This window comes from Vibrio sp. MMH1-50 (genome assembly GCF_022347645.1).
Classification (GTDB): Bacteria; Pseudomonadota; Gammaproteobacteria; order Enterobacterales; family Vibrionaceae; genus Vibrio; species Vibrio harveyi.
Genome location: NZ_JAKRGG010000004.1, coordinates 201,413 through 220,296, shown reverse-complemented (window position 1 = coordinate 220,296; position 18,884 = coordinate 201,413). Strand labels below are relative to the sequence as shown.

Sequence of the window (18,884 nt, the reverse complement as noted above, 5' to 3'; positions counted from 1 at the left end):
TTTGGTTTGGTGCAAAGCTGAACGTACCATCACCATTGTCGGTAAAGATACCTTCACTGCCACTGTAGCTCACGCTATCTAGTGCTACCTCACCTTCAACATCAGAAGCGTTCGCCAACAGCTGTTCAGAGCTGATGATGATGACTTCGTCTTCGTTCACTGAGTAGCTAGTCGCGCCTGCAATTGGTGGATCGTTCACCTCAAGTACTGTAATACCTGCGGTAGTTGAATCCGTAGCACCGTCTTCATCGACTACGACAACATCTAGGCTCACTTCGCCATTGAAGTTCTCGTTTGGCGAGAAGGTGTACGTACCGTCACCATTGTCTTGGAACACACCATCTGTTCCGCTGTAGCTAACGCTATCAACCGCGACATCTCCTTCGACGTCTGATGAATTCGCCAGTAACTGCTCGTCACTAATGGTAATCGAATTGTCTTCATGAACGGTGTAAGACGTGCTGCCTGCCACCGGTGGATCGTTCTCAGGCGTGACTGTCACATCGATATTCGCCGTCACGGTATCCGTGCCATCAGAAACATCGAAGGTAAAGTTCACCTCTCCATTGAAGTTTTCGTTTGGAGCGAAGCTGTATGTGCCATCACCATTGTCAGTTAGGACACCGTCCGCGCCTGTGTAAGTGACGCCCTCAACAGATAGGTCATCCCCTTCAATGTCGGTAGCGCCTGTTAGCAGATCCGCATCAGTAAAGGTCAGCACACCATCTTCACCAACGGTGAACGCTTGATCTTGTGGTTCAGGCGCATCATTAACTGGTGACACCAATAACTCAAGGTTGGTAGAGACAACATCATCTCCGTCAGACACATCGAACGTAAAGGTGATATCACCATTAAAGTCCGCATCTGGCGTTAAGGTGTAAGTACCGTCACCATTGTCTATGATGGTGATGTTTTCATCATCCGTTGCCAGATTCAGTGCTGTCAGTTGGTCACCATCCAAGTCACGCGCATTAGCGAGTAAATCTTCTTGCGTAATTAGGATTGAACCATCTTCTTCAACCATCGCTGAAACAGGCAATGCTTCAGGCGCATGTTCAATGTGGGCACCTGTTGCATTGACGTAGATGGTTTGGGACACGGTTTCAGAATCGTCATTCGATAATTCTGTTGCGGTGGCTGTCACGTGAATCTCAAGCTGCTCAGAGAAGTCTTCAGGCAGTTGAATTTCAATTTCTTTATCAATCGCCGTGGTTGGTATTGCAACTGAACCATCGGGACCAACGGTCACTTCACCACTGTAGATTTGACTGTTTACTTCACCGACATCAATAGTGAAGTTAAAGTCGGTGTAATCGGCATCGCCGCCACCGTAGAGATCTTCAAAGCCGTAAACCAGTTCACCGTCTTCGTTCACGGTAGTTCGGGTATGTTCAATACCATCTTGGTTGAGCTCTGAGCTTGAACCACCATGGAAGACTGCATCACCGAATTGGCTTTGAATCACGGTTTCAGAACCATCAGCGCCAACAAACACGAGTTGTGGGTCAACTGTATCCATGTTCGCGGGAGAGCCATCTGCTGCACGGAACTCGTACTGACCATCTTGCATAGATGCAAAGTCATTGAAGTTGTGACCGTTAGGAATCAAGAATAGGTTGAAACTTTCCCCTTCCGAGATTTGGAAGCTGAACTGATCTTGTCCCGGAATGAGATCACCGCCTCCGCCAACTTGAGAGGCATTTTCGTACACCACTTCAACGCCCGTGATGTTGCCATCTTCATCGACTTTGTAGTAACCCGCTGTGTTTTGGTAACCCGCGGTTTCACCTTCAAACGTAACCGTAATTTCAGTATCGCTGTAACTGGTGATACCGTTATCTTGGTCGTTCAGTACACCTTCGTTGTCGTAAGTAACAACGGAGCCTTCTGGAACACCATCCACAGTCACCGTCAGCGTTTCTGACAAGTCTTGGTCAACCAAAGCGGCAGCAATATTCAACTCGACAACACCACCCGGATCAACGATGATCGCTTGGTCATCCACGATGGCACCATCACCATCTCGAATGACCAAATCAGGCGCATCTGCCACGGCTTCAATATGAACATTAATGTCTTGCTCAACTTCATCAGTGCCGTCAGAAACCGTAAAGCTGAATTGCAAGTCACCACTGAAGTGCTCTTCTGGTACGAAGCTAAACGTACCGTCACCGTTGTCTGTTACAGTACCTTCATCACCCGAGTAGTTGATGCTAGTAACAGATAAGTCATCGCCTTCAACATCAACTGCGCCACTCAGTAAGTCCGCCTCTGTAAACAAGATACTGCCATCTTCTTCGATGCTATACATGGCTGGTGCGACAATTGGGATATCGTTGACGGGATTAACCGTCAGTGTCATATCAGTTGAAGTGCTTAGCTCGCCGTCGTTCACTTCATAGGTAAACGCAATTTCACCATTAAAGTTCTCAGATGGCGTCACAGTGTAGGTACCGTCACCGTTGTCTACAATCGTTGCGTTAGGATCATTGGTTTCTAGTGCCGTTGCGTATAGGTCATCACCATCTTGGTCGCTGGCATTTTCAAGCAGCATTTCTTGTGTCACGAGGATAGAGCCATCCTCGTCCACGTCTGCCACGATTGGCACTGCTTCTGGTGCGTCGTTGACGAACTCAACTTTCAAGTCGATGTTTGCCGCCACCACATCGGTGCCATCACTCACATCAAACGTGAGGTCAACATTGCCAAAGAAGCCCTGCTCTGGCGTTAACGTGTAAGTGCCATCGCCATTGTCTGTTACTTGAACCGTATCGCTTAAGCTCGTCACGTTCACAACAGATAAGTCATCGCCTTCGATGTCCGTCGCTTGAGCCAGCAGCTCTGCTTCAGTAATCGTGATAGCTTCGCCGTCTTCTGTGGTGAAGGACAAATCAGGCACATCTGGCAGGTCGTTCACTGGGTTAACGGTGAGGTTCAGATCCGCAGCAACAGTTTCAATCGCGTCAGTTACGTCATAAGTAAATTCGATTTCACCAAAGAAGTTTTCGCTCGGTGTAATCGTGAAACTACCATCAGCGTTCTCAACGATGGTTGCATTAGGATCGTTGGTCGACAGGTTCACCGCTTCAAGATTGTCACCATCCACGTCCGTCGCGTTCGTTAACAAGTCTTCTTGAGTGATGGTAATTGAGCCATCTTCATCAACGACCGCATCAACTGGACCGCTGACTTCCGGTGCTTCATTGACGATCTCGACATCAATTGAGGCGGTACTTGGTGCACTTGCTTGACCATCGCTGATGTCGAAGGTCAGGTTCACTTCACCGTAGAAGTTCGAAGTTGGCTCGAAGGTAAAGGTGTTGTCGCCGTTGTCTGTCAACGTACCTTGTGACTGGTCAACAAGCAGTAGATTCTCGATATGCAGAATGTCGCCATCCACATCGGTCGCACCTGATAACAGGTCTTTTGCTTCGATGATGATGGTGCCATTTTCTAGCATTTGAGTATGCAGTGGTGCACCAGGAACTGGCACATCGTTGACCGGAATAACGGTCAGATCTAGATGGGTATCGACTTCATCGGTGCCATCGAAGACTTTGTAATCGATGTCGACTTCACCATTGAAGTTTTCATTCGGCATAAAGGTGTAAGTGCCGTCGCCATTGTCGACAAGCTCACCGTTATCACCGCTGTAAGAAATATCAGAGATAGACAGCGCATCGCCTTCCACATCACTTGCATTGGCAAGCAGATCGTCCGCGCTAAACGTAATGCCCACATCCTCATCTGTCGACAACACAATCGGACCAGAAACGATTGGCGCATCGTTTACTGCTTCGAAGTTGATGTTGACGATGTTGTCGTCAGTGAGTTCACCATCTGTAACTTGGTAGCCAAGCTCAATCTCACCGTAGAAGTTCTCATCTGGTGTGACTGTCCATGTACCATCGCCGTTGTCGGTTAACGTAGCGTGCTCCGCGTTATCCCCCACCAGCTCTAGGTTTTGAATATCAAGAACATCGCTATCGATATCACTCGCTTGTGCGAGAAGCTGCTCTTCAGTGATAACAACAGAGGCAAACTGCGTAGAACCTTCGGTATCGATAGTCACATTTGGCAGATCAGCCGTCAGTTCAATTTCACTGTCACCTTCACGGATATTAAGCTCTACCGTTTCAGTGATTTCCGTGCCGTCCACGCCAATAGATGTGAACACCGCTTCATCATGACAAGTTTGCGATACCGTCATGTTTTGAACCACGTAAGTACCGTTACCTTGAATCGTTCCTAACTCAAAGTAAGACACAGGCTCGTTCACCGTTAGGGTGTAATCCGTCTCATAGCTACCACGATCTTCTTTGTGGTAAGTCATTGAGTCGATCAAGTCACCATCGGAATTGAATGCGCGAATTTCGACTTCTGTAAAGTGGCGAGACTCCTCCATAAACCAGCCACCTAGACCGTCTAGGTGGAAGCTGATTTCATTGATGTCTTGACCTTCAACGGTCACAGTAAGTTTTTCATCACCACTCAAGCCTTGGCGGTCAGTATCGCCAATACCATGCCCAATGTGTGTGTTACCATTCCACGCACCAAGCGGATCATCATTACTCTGCACCGTTACGGTCAAATCACCATCAGTGAACTGGCGAGTATATGGGTCAATTTCATCACCCCAATCATCAACACTCGCATTGTCATCAAACGTACCGATTTGAGTGGTATGCGTACCGTTCGCCAACGCATCATCATTTGGAATGAAGCGCACTTCCGTATCCGCAGGAACCTCCTGCCCGACTTCTAGCTGTACCCATTCGTCATTTAGATTCGCTTCAATGATGCCGTTTTCAGGGGCTTGGTCGAGACGCAACGCAGGCTCTTCACGCAGAGAAACACCCACGGTTTGATCTTCTTCCGCTTGAATAAAGATTTCGTCGCCTGCTTCTGGCGCATCGTTGACAGGGTTAACGGTCAGATCCAGCGTGGTCAGAACATCATTTTCGCCATCGCTGATGTTGTAAGTGAAGTCCAACTCACCGTTAAAGTTTTCGGTGTGCGTAATGGTGAAAGAACCATCGTCGTTGGCTACGATCGTCGCATCTGGGTCATTGGTTTGTAGATTGCTGGCAACAAGGTCATCACCTTCAATGTCTGTCGCATTCGCAAGCAATTGTTCTTGCGTGATGGTGATGGCGTTATCTTCATCCACTTCAGCTTGAATGCCTGACGTTTCAGGTGCGTCATTCACCGCGATAACATCGATGCCTGCGGTTGTTGTATCCGTTGCACCATCTTGGTCAATAACTGTAACGTCGAGCGAAATGTTACCGTCAAAGTTCTCATTTGGCGTGAAGGTATATGTGCCGTCGCCATTGTCCACGAAGCTACCGTCGTTACCAGAGTAGCTAACATTCGCCAAGGCTACGTCACCTTCCACATCAGAAGAGTTGGCTAACAACTGCTCGTCACTAATGGTGATTTGACCGTCTTCTTGAACCGTGTAAGACGTAGAACCTGCCACCGGTGGATCGTTCACTGGTGTCACGCTGACATCAATGAATGCTGGTGTTGAGCCTGTGCCGTCAGACACATCGAATGTGAACTGAACATCACCGTTGAAGTTCTCATTCGGCGCAAAGCTGTAAGTGCCATCACCATTATCGGTAAGCACGCCGTCCGCACCTGTGTAGAGAACGTTTTCGATAGACAGATCATCGCCGTCAATATCCGATGCGCCTTCCAATAGGTCTGCATCCGTGAACAGCAAGGTGCCATCTTCTTCTACCGTGAACTGTTGATCTTGCGCTTGTGGCAAGTCATTCACAGGATTAACCGTAATATCCAGACCAACTTGTACCGAGCCGCCATCGTTATCAATGATATCGAAGGTCAGATCTAGGTCGCCGTTGTAGTTTTCATCCGGTGTGATGGTGTAACTGCCATCATCGTTGTATTGAATTGTCGCGTAGTCATCTGTCGATAGATTGATGGCTTCAAGGTTCTCGCTATCAATATCGCCCGCTTTGGCAAGCAGCTGCTCTTGGCTTAGCGTGATTGAGCTGTCTTCGTTGATGGTGTAAGCCAAATCACCCGATACTGGTGGATCGTTGATTGGCAATACATCGACATTGATGTGCGTATCAACGGTTGCCCCATTCTCATCTTGAATGGTCACATCCAACTGAACTTGACCATTGAAGTTCTCGTTTGGTGCAAAGCTACAAGTACCATCGCCATTGACGGTAAAGATACCATCCGAGCCTTCATAGCTGATGCCAACAAGCTCTACATCGCCCTCGATATCAGATGCGTTGGCAAGAATTTGTGACTCACTGAATGTCAGTACTGAATCTTCATCAACCGTGTAAGACGTTGGACCGGCAACTGGAGGGTCATTCACTTCAATGACCGTAATGCCTGCGGTCGTTTCGTCAATCGCACCTTGCTCATCCGCCACAATCACATCAAGGCTGATATCACCGCTGAAGTTCTCATTCGGCATGAAGGTGTAAGTGCCGTCACCGTTGTCTTGGAATACGCCATCGGTGCCTGAATAGGTCACGCTATCGATGGACACTGCGCCTTCCACATCCGAAGAGTTAGCCAGAAGCTGCTCGTCGGAAATCGTAATCGCATTATCTTCATCAACCGTGTAAGACGTAGAACCCGCAACCGGAGGATCGTTCACTGGAGTGACGCTCACGTCCACATTTGCAGGTACGGTCTCAGTGCCGTCAGAAACACCAAAGCTAAAGCTGACATCACCGTTGAAGTTTTCGTTTGGTGCAAAGGTGTAAGTACCATCACCGTGGTCAGTCAGCACACCATCGCTGCCTGTGTAGCTAATGCCGTCAACCGTTAAGTTATCGCCATCGATATCGGTCGCGCCAGCAAGCAAGTCTGCATCGGTAAACTGAAGCGTGCCGTCTTCTTCAACACTAAACTGCTGGTCTTGAGGAACAGGAAGATCGTTAACCGGATTAACCGTTAGATCCGCCGTTGCTTGGATAGTGTCTGTGCCGTCCGTAATGTTGAATTGGATATCAATGTCACCATTAAAGTCTGCATCTGGTGTAATCGTGAAGCTGCCATCGTCGTTCGCTGTAACGGTTGCGTTTCCATCGACAGTCAAATCGCTAGCAGTCAGGTCATCGCCCTCAATATCAGACGCTTGAGAAAGAAGCTGATCTTGGCTGAGTGTAATCGCACCGTCTTCATCAACACTGTAAGCCAAATCACCCGATACTGGCGCATCATTGATTGGCAATACATTCACATTGATGACGGTATCAACTTCTGCTCCATCTTCATCTCGAATGGTCACATCAAGTTGAACTTGTCCGTTAAAGTTCTCGTTTGGCGCGAAGCTGCACGTGCCATCATCGTTAACGGTGAAAATGCCATCCGGACCATCGTAGCTAATGCCTACTAGCTCAACATCCCCTTCCACATCAGAGGCATTCAGCAGCACTTGCGACTCACTGAAGGTCAGAACTGAATCTTCATCAATGGTGTAAGAAGTTGGTCCTGCGACTGGTGGATCGTTCACTTCCAGTACTGTAATGCCAGCAGTGGTGACATCCGTTGCGCCTTCTTCATCAGCGACGACAACATCAAGCGTCACTTCACCATTAAAGTTTTCATTTGGAGAGAAGGTGTACGTACCGTCACCATTGACTTGCAACACACCATCGCTGCCAGAGTAACTCACGCTATCTATCGAGACATCCCCTTCTAAGTCTGAAGAATTTGCCAACAGTTGCGCGTCAGAAATGGTAATAGAGTTGTCTTCGTGAACCGTGTAAGACGTTGAACCAGCCACCGGAGGATCATTCACCGGCGTGACACTCACATCTACATTCGCTGAAACCGTATCCGTGCCATCAGATACGTCGAAGCTGAAGTTCACATCACCGTTGAAGTTCTCATTTGGCGCAAAGCTATATGTGCCATCACCATTGTCAGTTAGAACGCCGTCGGTGCCTTCATAGCTGATTCCCGTTACAGAAAGGTCATCGCCTTCAATGTCGGTCGCACCAGCAAGCAGATCCGCATCAGTAAATTGCAGCGTGCCGTCCTCTTCCACACTGAATTGTTGGTCTTGAGGAACAGGCAGATCGTTGATTGGGTTAACGGTTAGGTCAGCGGTTGCTTGAACGGTATTCGTGCCATCTGAGATATCGAAGCTGATGTCGATATCACCATTAAAATCTGCGTCCGGCGTAATGGTGAAGCTACCATCGTCATTTTGAGTCACCGTCGCGTTGCCATCTACCGAAAGGTTAGACGCCGTCAGTGCATCGCCTTCCACATCGGAAGCTTGCGACAACAACTGTTCTTGGCTCAAACGAATCGAGCCATCTTCGTCCACCAAGTAAGCAAGATTGCCTGATACTGGCGCATCATCGACAGGCGTAACGCTTACATCAATGTTGGCAGAAACCGTATCTGTGCCGTCGGACACATCAAAGCTGAAGTTCACATCACCATTGAAATTTTCATTTGGCGCAAAAGTGTAAGTCCCATTGCCGTTGTCGGTCAGGATGCCGTCGCCACCATCGTAACTCACACCTTCAACTGTTAGGTTATCGCCTTCAATATCCGTTGCGCCAGTAAGCAGGTCTGCATCGGTGAAGATGAGAGTCCCGTCCTCTTCCACCTCAAAGGTTTTATCTTCAGGCACTGGTGCGTCATTGATTGGACGAACGGTTAAATCGATAGAACTTGAAACGGTTTCTTGACCATCACTGATATCAAACGTTAAGTCGAGTTCACCATTGAAATCAGCGTCCGGAACCACGGTGAACGTGCCGTCACCATTGTCTTGAACCGATGCATTCGCACCTACTTGGACGTTAGACGCAACAAGGTCGTCGCCATCAACATCACTCGCGTATTCAAGTAATTGTTCTTGCGTGAAGGTAATGGTGCCGTCTTCATCCATGATGTAAGCCAGATCTTGTTCTACCTCTGGCGCATCGTTTTCACCTTCGACTTTAATTTGGAACGTTTCGCTCGTGGTTTCTGAGTCGAAATCGTCTTCTACTTGCGTCGTGGTCTCTTCGCTAGAGTCTTGAACGTCCACCGCAAAGGTTTCTTCTGTGGTTTCGGAATCAAGGTTATCACCACCTTGTGAACCTTCAGAATCGGATGAAGAGGCACTTGGCGCAGCCGAAGTTTGTACAGCTTGTCCTTGTGCTTCATTGCCTTCTGCGTCCGAACCACCTTCAGAGCCAGAGGCATCACCGCCACCAACAGCTTGTGCACCCGCACCTGAAGCCGCACCGCCGCTGCCAGACGCTTCTTCACCTGAGCCACCGTCTGATGCCACGCTGTCTACCACGTTCGATTGAGCGGCATCCGAACCACCGCTACTCTCTGGCGTGTCTTCTTGTACCGCACCACCGGACGCCGAGGCTTCTTCTTCCGATCCGGCACCACTTGGGTTGTCTTCCATCGCCTGATTGGCTTCGTCTGCTGCATCGGTATTTTCAGCACCCGTCGCTACGGTCGAAGCAATCGTATTCTGTTGATTTTGCTGATTCTGCTGCTGGGAGGGCGTACCCGCGTCATTGGTTTCCGTTTGTTCTACCGCGTCATTTAGGTCTTTGTTTTGGTTATTTTGGTTGTTGTCACCTGCCATTACAGCCTCCGTTGCCATTAGCTAACTGATCGTGTTTAGAGGCAGTAAAGGACACCATTCTGGAAAACCAACTTTTTTATCCAACTTTTTTCATACTCACGTTGTTTAACCAGAAAGAGGTAAAAAAAATTTGAAAACGCAATTTAAAGATCCTTAGTTATTGTCATTAAAGCAATTAGGGCGGTGGAACAATGATAAACATGACGAATCTGTTGCGCTCAGTCGACAACAGCCACAAAGGGCTGCAATTGCTATTGGGAGATTTTTATAAGGATTTCAGCAGCGCGGCGATCAACATCGAAATGCTGCATAAACAAAACCGTTTTGAAGAGCTGAGCGGCTACTCAAAAAAGCTGAAGACTATTCTCGTATTGCTTTGTGATGATGATTTACCACCCAAGATGGCAAAGCTGGAGCATTTGAGTAAGCACCACTTCCCCGCTCCTGAGGACTTGCTTGAGGACATTAAAACTGAGCTCAACAACGTGAACAAGCAAATTAGCCAGCTGTTAGATATCGAGAACTCTATCAATGACAGCGCAGATGATGAATAACCGAGGTGGATCATGAGTAACAAGCAGATCGAGCACCACCTCAGAAAAGCACTCGTTTCCAATAACGAGTCTTCGAAGGTGACCGCAGACGATACGATCGTGCTAGCCAGTGCGATGACCAGCGTACACAAAACATTGCTGGTTATCTTTTTGCTTTCAATGGTGGCGATCGCCGTGGCGTCTCAAGCTCGTATCGATATTGTGGTGTCGGTGCGCGGCGAGCTATTGCTGGAATCTGACGTAGAAAAAGTGCAACACCTTGAAGGCGGTATTCTCGAAGAAATGTTAGTGCGCAAAGGCGAAGTGGTTTACGAAGGTCAACCCATTGCGCGCATCCGCTCTTTGGATAGAAACACTCAACTCGATACGGTAAACACAGAAATCATTCAGCTCGAGTTAGACAAACTCCGTTATGAAAGCCTGCGCGATATGGTAGAGCCCGATTTCTCTGCCTACATCAAAAGATATCCAGAATTGGTTCAGGTAAATATGAATACCTGGCAGCAAGAGTTTTCCAAAAACCGCTCTAATGAAGAGTTGATCACCCACGACATCAATCATAAGAACTCGTTGATTGATTCTATGCTTAAGCGCCGCAAAAGTTCCGAGAACCAGCTTTCGTTGATTCGCAAGCAACTCAATATCAAGAACACCCTCTATAAAGAAGAAATGGCATCTTATGTCGATGTTCTGAATATGCAGGTTCAAGAATCAAACATGGTGCGTGAGATTGAAAATCTCGATGAGTCGGTCATGAATGAGCGCTTCCAACTCGACAAACTAGAAAAACAGTACCGTGACTTGGTGGAAAATCGCAACTCCGAATACCAAGCGCAAATCATTCAAGCGAAGAAAGATCTCAAGCTGAAACGCATTCTTCGTCCTCAACACTCAGACAAAGTGGATCGTCTTGTGGTCTACGCCCCTATTGATGGTGTGGTGGATAAAGTGCACTTCAACTTCCGCTCTGCCGTGATACCGCCGGGGGAAAGTATCGCGGACATTGCGCCGATTAATAACTCCCTTCATGGCGAAGCGAAGATTCCACGTAAAGACATGGGCTTTGTTGAAATCGGACAGGCAGTCAAAGTGAAGATGGACACCTACAACTTTGCCAAGTACGGATTTTTGGAAGGTCGAATCGCGTCGATCAGCCGTTCGTCTTATGAAGAAGAGGACGCAGAATTCTACCTCGCTGAAATCCAAATCAGCCAAAACTATCTAGAGCGCGGAGGCACACAATACAAGCTGTCCCCTTATATGGAGTTTACCGCCGACGTGAAAACAGGGTCACGTCGGGTTATCGAATACGCTGCGAAGCCGGTTATGTCGGCTATCGAAGACGCGTTCGATGAGAGGTAATGGATGAGTAACAAACCTTCCTACAATATTTCCGTTCCTGTTATGCGCCTAAGCATTGCTTTCAGCTTGGTGCTGGCTGCCCTCGCCTTTTATTTGTATGTCTCTTGGGAAAAAGTGGATTCAGTGGAACAAGTGCAAAACGCGCCTCTGTTAGTTCAAGCTCAACAACTCAACCAAACCATCGAACTTGATATCCAAACGCTTCAGCGCTGTTTAACTGCGCGTTATTGCAGTACAACAGAGCTCGATTTTGAGGTTCTGAAAAACGAAATTGATCAGTTTAAGTCTCTCGCGTCACTCAACAAAACCGAGTTTAGCTTGGTAGGCGCGACCGAATATACGCAGCTTGAACTGGCGATCAATCGCTTCTCGGACAGTTCAAAAACACGTGACGATGTGTTGGCACTGTATCTCTCGCTCACCAATAACTACCTACAAATGGACGACAACTATCGCACCATGTTTAACAACCACGCGAGCGACCTAATGATGGAGAAAAACGAGTTCTTCATTTGGTTGTTTATGGTCGTTGTTGTGTTGGTTGGTATCGCCGTTCTATCGAATTTAGTGGCAATCCTCAAACTGAGAAAATCCAGTTCGAATGAGCGCGACATTGATCAAGAATTTGACGGGCTTTATCAAGAGCTCAAACAACTGGATTTACAAAGGTTGGAAGAGTTGCTCAATGAAGTGAGCATCAATCCGAAGCAGCGCCAGATCTACTCTCACCTAAAACTGATTTTCAGCAAACTCGAAGAGCAAAAACGCAATAACGATCTCTACAAGCAACTCTATGCTCTGATTGGTTACGAGATTCGTGGCATCACCAACACCATTAACGGCGGTGTGCAATATCTCGTACAAGAGACCGATGAGAGCGGCGTGTTGATGGCGCAAGATATAACCTCGGCTGCCAATACCCTGTCTGAATTGGCAGAGAACTACAACCGACTCATTTCACAAGGGACCGAGAGCAAATCGAAAGAGTTTTCACTGCTAAATGTACTGTCTGAATTGATGATTCACATCAGTTCAAAAGTGCAGCGAAATGAAGGTGAGTTAGACTGCTTTATCTCGGATAACTTACCAAATCGTGTTGAAGGGCAATCCACCAGCTTATTCTGGGTGTTGTTCCTGCAGCTATCGAATGCCATCCAACTCAAAGCCGACAAAAAACTGTTTGTCACCATTGAATCGGGCGCAGCGTCAGACATTGAAAACACTCGCTTGACCATCAATCTAAACTTCTTAACCACACTGGATGTGCCGTTTGCCAAGCTCAATACTCTACACTGGAGCGACCATAAACAGCACACTGCAACCAAAGACGATTTGGCAAAAAGCGTACTGAAAGATTACGGCTATTACGAGAGCCATTGGTATCAATCGGGCAATCAGGAACGTTTTCAAATTCAGCTCGATTTGAAAGCCAAAAGCTTCCACACCGAGAAAACTCGCTTCGACAATAAGCGCCTATTACTGTGTGCCAACTCTCAGCTGCGCATTGATGTGATGAACAAAATGTTAGTCAACTTGGGATTAGAGATCACACCAATTCGCACGCCGAACGAGCTCTTCTCTGCGGCAAAAACCTTTGGCGAATACGACGCCATCATGCTGACTGACACGTTCGAGCCAAACAAACTGCCCTCACTGAGCAAAACAGTGAAATCGCAACTGCGCAATTACCCAAATACTAAATTGCTGCTTTCAGTTACTAGCACTCAGCAAGCACAAGAGAGCCATACCTTTGTCGACAAGATTCTGAACTCTCCTGCGATTCCGTATGAGTTCATCCCTAACCTATTGGCAATCATGGAAGCGGAAGCCTCTGAGGATCAGATGGAGAACAGCTCATTCCTGATTGTTGAGGATGACCGTGTTCAACAAATTCTACTCAAACGTATTTTGAGCAAGCAAGAATACGAAGCCGATACCGTTGGCGATGGCGCAGACGCCGTTCAGCACTTCATGAATCAGCGCTCGGACATCATTTTTATGGACTGCATCATGCCGGGCATGGGCGGTATTGAAGCAACCAAACGCATTCGACAATACGAACAAGAGAGCGGACAAAACCCCTGCACCATCATAGGTGCGACAGCATTGACCAGCAGTAATGAACACCAAGCTTGTATCGAAGCTGGAATGGATTACGTGATCAGCAAACCTTATAAAAACGACGAAATCATCAAGGTGATCAACAAATATGTGGCGGTACAGAAACTTAACTAGCTGCGTATTGGCAGCACTAACATTGAGCAATGCTCCTTCGGCAATGGCGACCACCTTGCTTGAGGCGGTCAAACTCGGCTTGGAAAACAATTTATCTCTACGCGCTAGTGACAAAGGCGTGGAGGAAAACGAATACAACATCGACATTAGCCGTTCTAAGTTTCTACCCTCTTTAAACGGTGCCGCTGATACTACATGGAATGAAAACGAGACCATATTAACGGGAACACCGGATACACGTTCTAGCTACAACTCAAACAGCTACAGCGTGTCTTTATCTCAATCAGTGTTTAACCTTGGCGACATATTCAAATACGGCACCGCAAAGCTTGATTTCAACATTGAAGAAATCAAACACGAGAACAAAATCCAGAGCACCATTTCTGAAATCGCGACGCAATATTTCGAGTACCTGAAAAACAACGCGCAAATCAAAGCCACCAAAGTCGAGCTTAAATCTTCTGAAACGCGTGAACGCCAAATGCGTCGCAACGTGGAGCTTGGCAACACTGCGGCGAGCGAGTTGTATGAGGTGATTGCTCAGAAAGAAGGCATTGCCAATCGCTTAAGAACCTTAGAGAAAGACCGACGTGTGATTTTGAACGGTTTAGAGATTCAAGTTCAATACCCGGTCACCCCATCGCAGGACATCTACGAAAGCGTGCCCTTGGCAGAAATCAGCGAGTCCGAACAACGTGCGATTCTTGAACAAGCTTTGAAGCTCAATAACGATTTATTGGTTGCGAAGAAGACCGTAGAACGCAGCCGAAGAGGCTTGAAAGAAAGCGGTTCAAACTTTGTGCCGACCGTCTCGCTCTCTGCCAGTTACCGTTACGACGATGCGAACAACTATGACCGAACCGACCCCACCGCAACAGGGGACAGTAACTCCACCAGCGTCGGCTTGAACTTGAATGTGCCGATTTTCTCCGGTGGTTCGGATTACTACGGTTATCAAAAATCGTCGACTGCTATCGAGCGAACGGAGCTACTGTACCAAGATTCGTTGTTCACGACGCGCAATAGCGTTAACACCTCGGTACTCAACATTAATGACTTCTCCCGCGCCATCAGCAGTTACGAGAACATCATCCGTGCCAACTACGCTTCCTACAAAGGCATTCAACGCGCTTACCAGCTTGGTACGCGAACTATTACCGACTTACTGGCAGCGGAAAGTAAACTGTTTAGCGCGCTACGTGATTACGAGAGCGCGCGTTATGACTACATCATTGAATCGATCAATCTAGAGCAAATCAAAGGCATGCTGTCGGTGCAATCCATCGAAAGCATCATGCAATTGATGAGCGATATCGAAGGCAGAAGCAATCAAGACTTAGTTCCAAAACACCTTCTCTCCAAACCATCGATTAAGAAAGGAGGTCGCAATGCAAACTGAGCATTTTTCCCAAAGGATTAACTTTGCTGACAAATGTTACCTGACTTTCTCAACGGTCATCTCAACACTGTTTGGTTTAGTGCTGCCCTTTTCGATTCTGATTATCTTTGACCGTGTTTTACCTAACCAAGCTAAAGACACGCTGTTTCTTCTGTTTGCCATTATCTTGATCACCATCTTCCTCGATTATCACTTAAAGAATCAGGAAGAGAAGATTTCGTCGGTGATCATGAAGCAGTTCGAAACCAACTTAACCAACAAGGTGTTTCAATCCATCTGTTTGGCTGAGATATCGAAGTTTCGTCGCCTAGAACCCGGTGAATACCTAGAGCGTATTGCCACCATTCCAGAGATTAAATCCTTCTTTGGCGGAGAATCTGTACGGGCATTGATCAACCTTGCCGTCAGCATACTGACCATTCTGATTATCGGTCTGATCAACATTTGGGCAGGGGTGACCATCTTGCTCGCCTCCATCGTTTTGGCGGTGTTCGCACTGAGCCTGTCTAAGCAGAAAATCAACAGCCTAGAAAACAAATCTGACATCGAAGGCTTAACCACTTCGAAAATCATCGAGATCATCTCTAGCCCTCTCGATATCAAAGCGCGCAATATGGAATATCGCGTTGAGAGCTTGATGACACAAATGGTGGAAGAGCGTGAAGTCGAGAACATCAAATACGAGCAGATCGAATCGAACTTCAGCCTTATCTTGTCGCTCATACAACAGCTCTCCATTGCTTGTGTGGTGGTAGTTTTGGCAACGGCAGTTATCAACATGCAATCGAGTCAAGGCATCATGGCAGCCATCATAATGCTTACCAACCGTTACTTCGCGCCATACCAGCAAGTGATGCGCACGGTGAGCCGCTGGGAGTTGAACAAGCTTCATATTCAACGAATCGCCGAGCTGCTTGAGCTTGCTGCATCTGTAGAACAACAAAATGACACGACAGAAGTCGAGCGCATCTCGGTGAAGTATTCGGAAAAGCAACGCATCGAGTTTGAACGCGGTCAGGCTTACTTGCTAACAGGGAAAAGCGGCGCAGGCAAAACCCACCTCGCCAATTGCATTACGCGGCAAAACACCGACAGCAAGCTCGATATCCAAATCAACGAGACACCGCTCGATGATGTCAACTACAACGTCTGGCGTAATAGCGTGCTCATGGTCGACAAAACCAGCTCGTTCGTCGAAGGCACCATCATAGACAACCTGACTTGTTTCCGCCCGAGCTTAAATAACACGGCATTTGCGCTTTGCGAAACCATGAACATCAAAGCACAAATCGATGCCCTTCCTGCTGGTTTTTACACCGAACTTAAAGGACATTTACGCAATCCATTCTCGCGCCAAGTTGCTTATGCCTTGCTGCTAGTGCGTGCCTTGCTTGCAAACAAACGAGTGTTGATCTTCGACGACATCGACTGTGTTTATGACGACGACTTTGCTCGATTGGTTTTGACCAGTACTGCGTATCGCGCCAACGACAAAATCCTCATCATCGTCAGCAACAAGATGGACAAACTCAATCATCGCCTCAAACGCGTCAAACTTACCGGAGGTGACCAATGAGTATTTTGGTTGATTTTAATAATGTCCCTCAGCGCTTGTTGGACTTTGAGGCTCGCAGTTATGACGAGCGATACAATCAGTCACCTTTGATTCGTGGTTTAGCTTACACCCTCATTGCGCTTGAATGGGAAGGCACACCTTCTATCCTCAGCGACGCTTTTATCCCTAAACCAAAAGACAGCGACAGTTTTATCGCCACCATTGAACGCCTTGGTTACCGTTGTGACGTCACTAAATTAAAAACGTTGGAGCACATCGAGGGGCACCCTCATCCTTGCTTTATCGAGATAGAAAACCTCACTGCGATTTTCTTGGGCACTAAAGACGGCAAACTGATCCTGTTTGATTACACCAATAACAACACCATTGAATACCCGCTCTGCAAGAAGCCGTGCTTGTTGGTTTCGATCAGCGAATACTCGCGCTTGTTCCGAGAGCCGCCACCTGAATCTCAAGACCGCAGTAACTGGATTAAATACGCGTTCTATCGCTACAACAATGAACTCAAAAGCCTGATTATTCTTAGCTTTGTCATCAGTATCCTGGGCGCGCTCCAACCCTTCTTTATCATGAGTGTGTACAACTTCGCATTGACGTCTAGTTCCCAAGCCACGCTCTATTGGCTCACGTTGTTTGCCGTGATTGTTGGATTTTCGGAATACTTTTTTAAGAAAATGCGAGTCAACATCATTGCCACGTCAGGTAAGGATTTGGCGGTGCACATTTCTCAAGCGGTTATATCTAAGCTTTTATGGCTCCCTTATGCGATGACATCCACCGCTGGCGTGTCTTCTCAGTTGGCGCGTTTAAAAGACATCGACACATTTCGCCGATTGGTAACGGCAGAGTCGACCTTGAGCTACTTCGACATGCCGTTTGTTATCGTGTTCATTGTCGCGATTGCCATCATGTCAGGAACCGCAGCATTGGTCGTCATGGCGGGTTTGATTCTGATGTTGGTGTTCTGTGTTTATTCTCGTTACATCTATTCACAAGCCACGTCTAAGAGCTCACGCGCTAACGCCATGGTTTCTTACCAATGGAATGAGATTCTTCGCGGCATCAAAACCATCCAAGGCTTACCACTGTTGCGCGTTATTCAATCTCGCTTCAGTGCTTCACACATGCAAAGCACCAACGATGCAGAAAACGTTGCGGTGACCAACAGTAAGGTTCAAGCCGCAGGTGGCAGTTTGATTCAGGTGATCGGTACCGCAAGTATCGTGACTGCGGTTATCGGCGTAATGGATGGCACATCTGATGCCGGTGCCATGCTTGCAACCGTAATTCTAGTCTGGAAGGCGTTAGGTCCGATAATGGGTATCTACAACTCCATTTCCAAATTCCAATCAATTAAGGCGTCCTCTGCGCAAATCAACAACCTTATGGCGATGAATGATGACAAGCTAACGTTGGAGAAAAGCCCCCCTATTCGCCTCTTCCAAGGCAGCATTGTCGGCAGCGGTGTAAGCCATCGCTACACTGGCGCAGCAACGGGCTTAACCAATCTCGGATTTAAAATTGCCCCAGGGGCGAAGGTGGTGATTTGTGGACCGACTGGTTGCGGTAAAACCACGCTAATTTCCATCCTTGCGGGTTTAGAAGATAGATACCAAGGCGCAGTGTCGGTAGACGGCTACAACATCAAACAGTTCAACAGCTATCGTTACCGAACCTCGATTAACTACATCCCGTTTAATTTGCATATTTTTGAAGGCTCTCTGGAGACTAACTTCATCTTGCATAATGGACTCATCCCTGCAGAAAAGATGCAAGAGATGGTGAGCTTTTTCGAACTCGACGCATGGTTGCCAGAAGGATTGGACACTCAGCTAAGCGTAGATAAATGCAAGAATTTACCTAACGGTATTCAACAGAAATTGCGCCTCGCGCTGGGGCTTGGAAGCTGTGAGCAATCGCTGATCATCATTGATGAACCATTTAATGGCGCTGAACAAGAAAATGCTCAGTACTTCAACCGCTTATTCACCGATAAATTGCTGAACAAAACCGTGGTGTTCTCTACCAATGATCCGGGCTTGATCGCCACTTCGAACATGAGTTTGGTATTAGAGCCAGACGGCAACTTGAAGTATTTTGGCTTAACAGACAAATACTTAAACAGCTTAAGTTAATACTGTGGCGCTTATT

7 protein-coding genes are annotated in these 18,884 nt (G+C 47.4%); 6 read left to right on the top strand and 1 reads right to left on the bottom strand.

Annotated elements, in window-relative coordinates:
• Positions 1–9,607, bottom strand: a 9,607-nt coding sequence (locus MHO32_RS05515; protein WP_239210827.1) for a tandem-95 repeat protein, incomplete at its 3' end; no start/stop codon positions are given.
• A gap of 200 nt (positions 9,608–9,807) precedes the next feature.
• Here MHO32_RS05515 and MHO32_RS05510 point away from each other — a divergent pair.
• Genes MHO32_RS05510 through MHO32_RS05485 form a run of 6 tightly spaced genes read left to right on the top strand, consistent with a single transcriptional unit; the run spans position 9,808 to position 18,868 of the window.
• A complete protein-coding gene (locus MHO32_RS05510; RefSeq protein ID WP_045479346.1) occupies positions 9,808–10,161 on the top strand; it encodes a hypothetical protein in 354 nt (117 codons plus the stop codon).
• Positions 10,162–10,173: 12 nt separating this feature from the next.
• Positions 10,174–11,523, top strand: a complete 1,350-nt coding sequence (locus tag MHO32_RS05505; RefSeq protein WP_199481212.1) for an HlyD family type I secretion periplasmic adaptor subunit — start codon at positions 10,174–10,176, stop codon at positions 11,521–11,523.
• Positions 11,524–11,526: 3 nt separating this feature from the next.
• A complete protein-coding gene (locus tag MHO32_RS05500) occupies positions 11,527–13,758 on the top strand; it encodes an ATP-binding response regulator (protein ID WP_239210824.1) in 2,232 nt (743 codons plus the stop codon).
• On the top strand, positions 13,733–15,157 hold the full coding sequence (locus MHO32_RS05495) for a TolC family protein (protein ID WP_017821589.1): 1,425 nt from the start codon (positions 13,733–13,735) through the stop codon (positions 15,155–15,157). Before MHO32_RS05500 ends, MHO32_RS05495 begins: the two co-directional genes overlap by 26 nt.
• Entirely contained in the window at positions 15,147–16,733 is a 1,587-nt protein-coding gene (locus tag MHO32_RS05490; RefSeq protein WP_005442631.1) for an ATP-binding cassette domain-containing protein, read from the top strand. The genes MHO32_RS05495 and MHO32_RS05490 overlap by 11 nt, the downstream gene beginning before the upstream one ends.
• Positions 16,730–18,868 carry an ATP-binding cassette domain-containing protein gene (locus MHO32_RS05485; protein WP_239210822.1) on the top strand — a complete coding sequence of 713 codons (2,139 nt, stop codon included), beginning with the start codon at positions 16,730–16,732 and terminating at the stop codon, positions 18,866–18,868. The genes MHO32_RS05490 and MHO32_RS05485 overlap by 4 nt, the downstream gene beginning before the upstream one ends.
• The last annotated feature ends 16 nt before the right edge of the window (positions 18,869–18,884 follow it).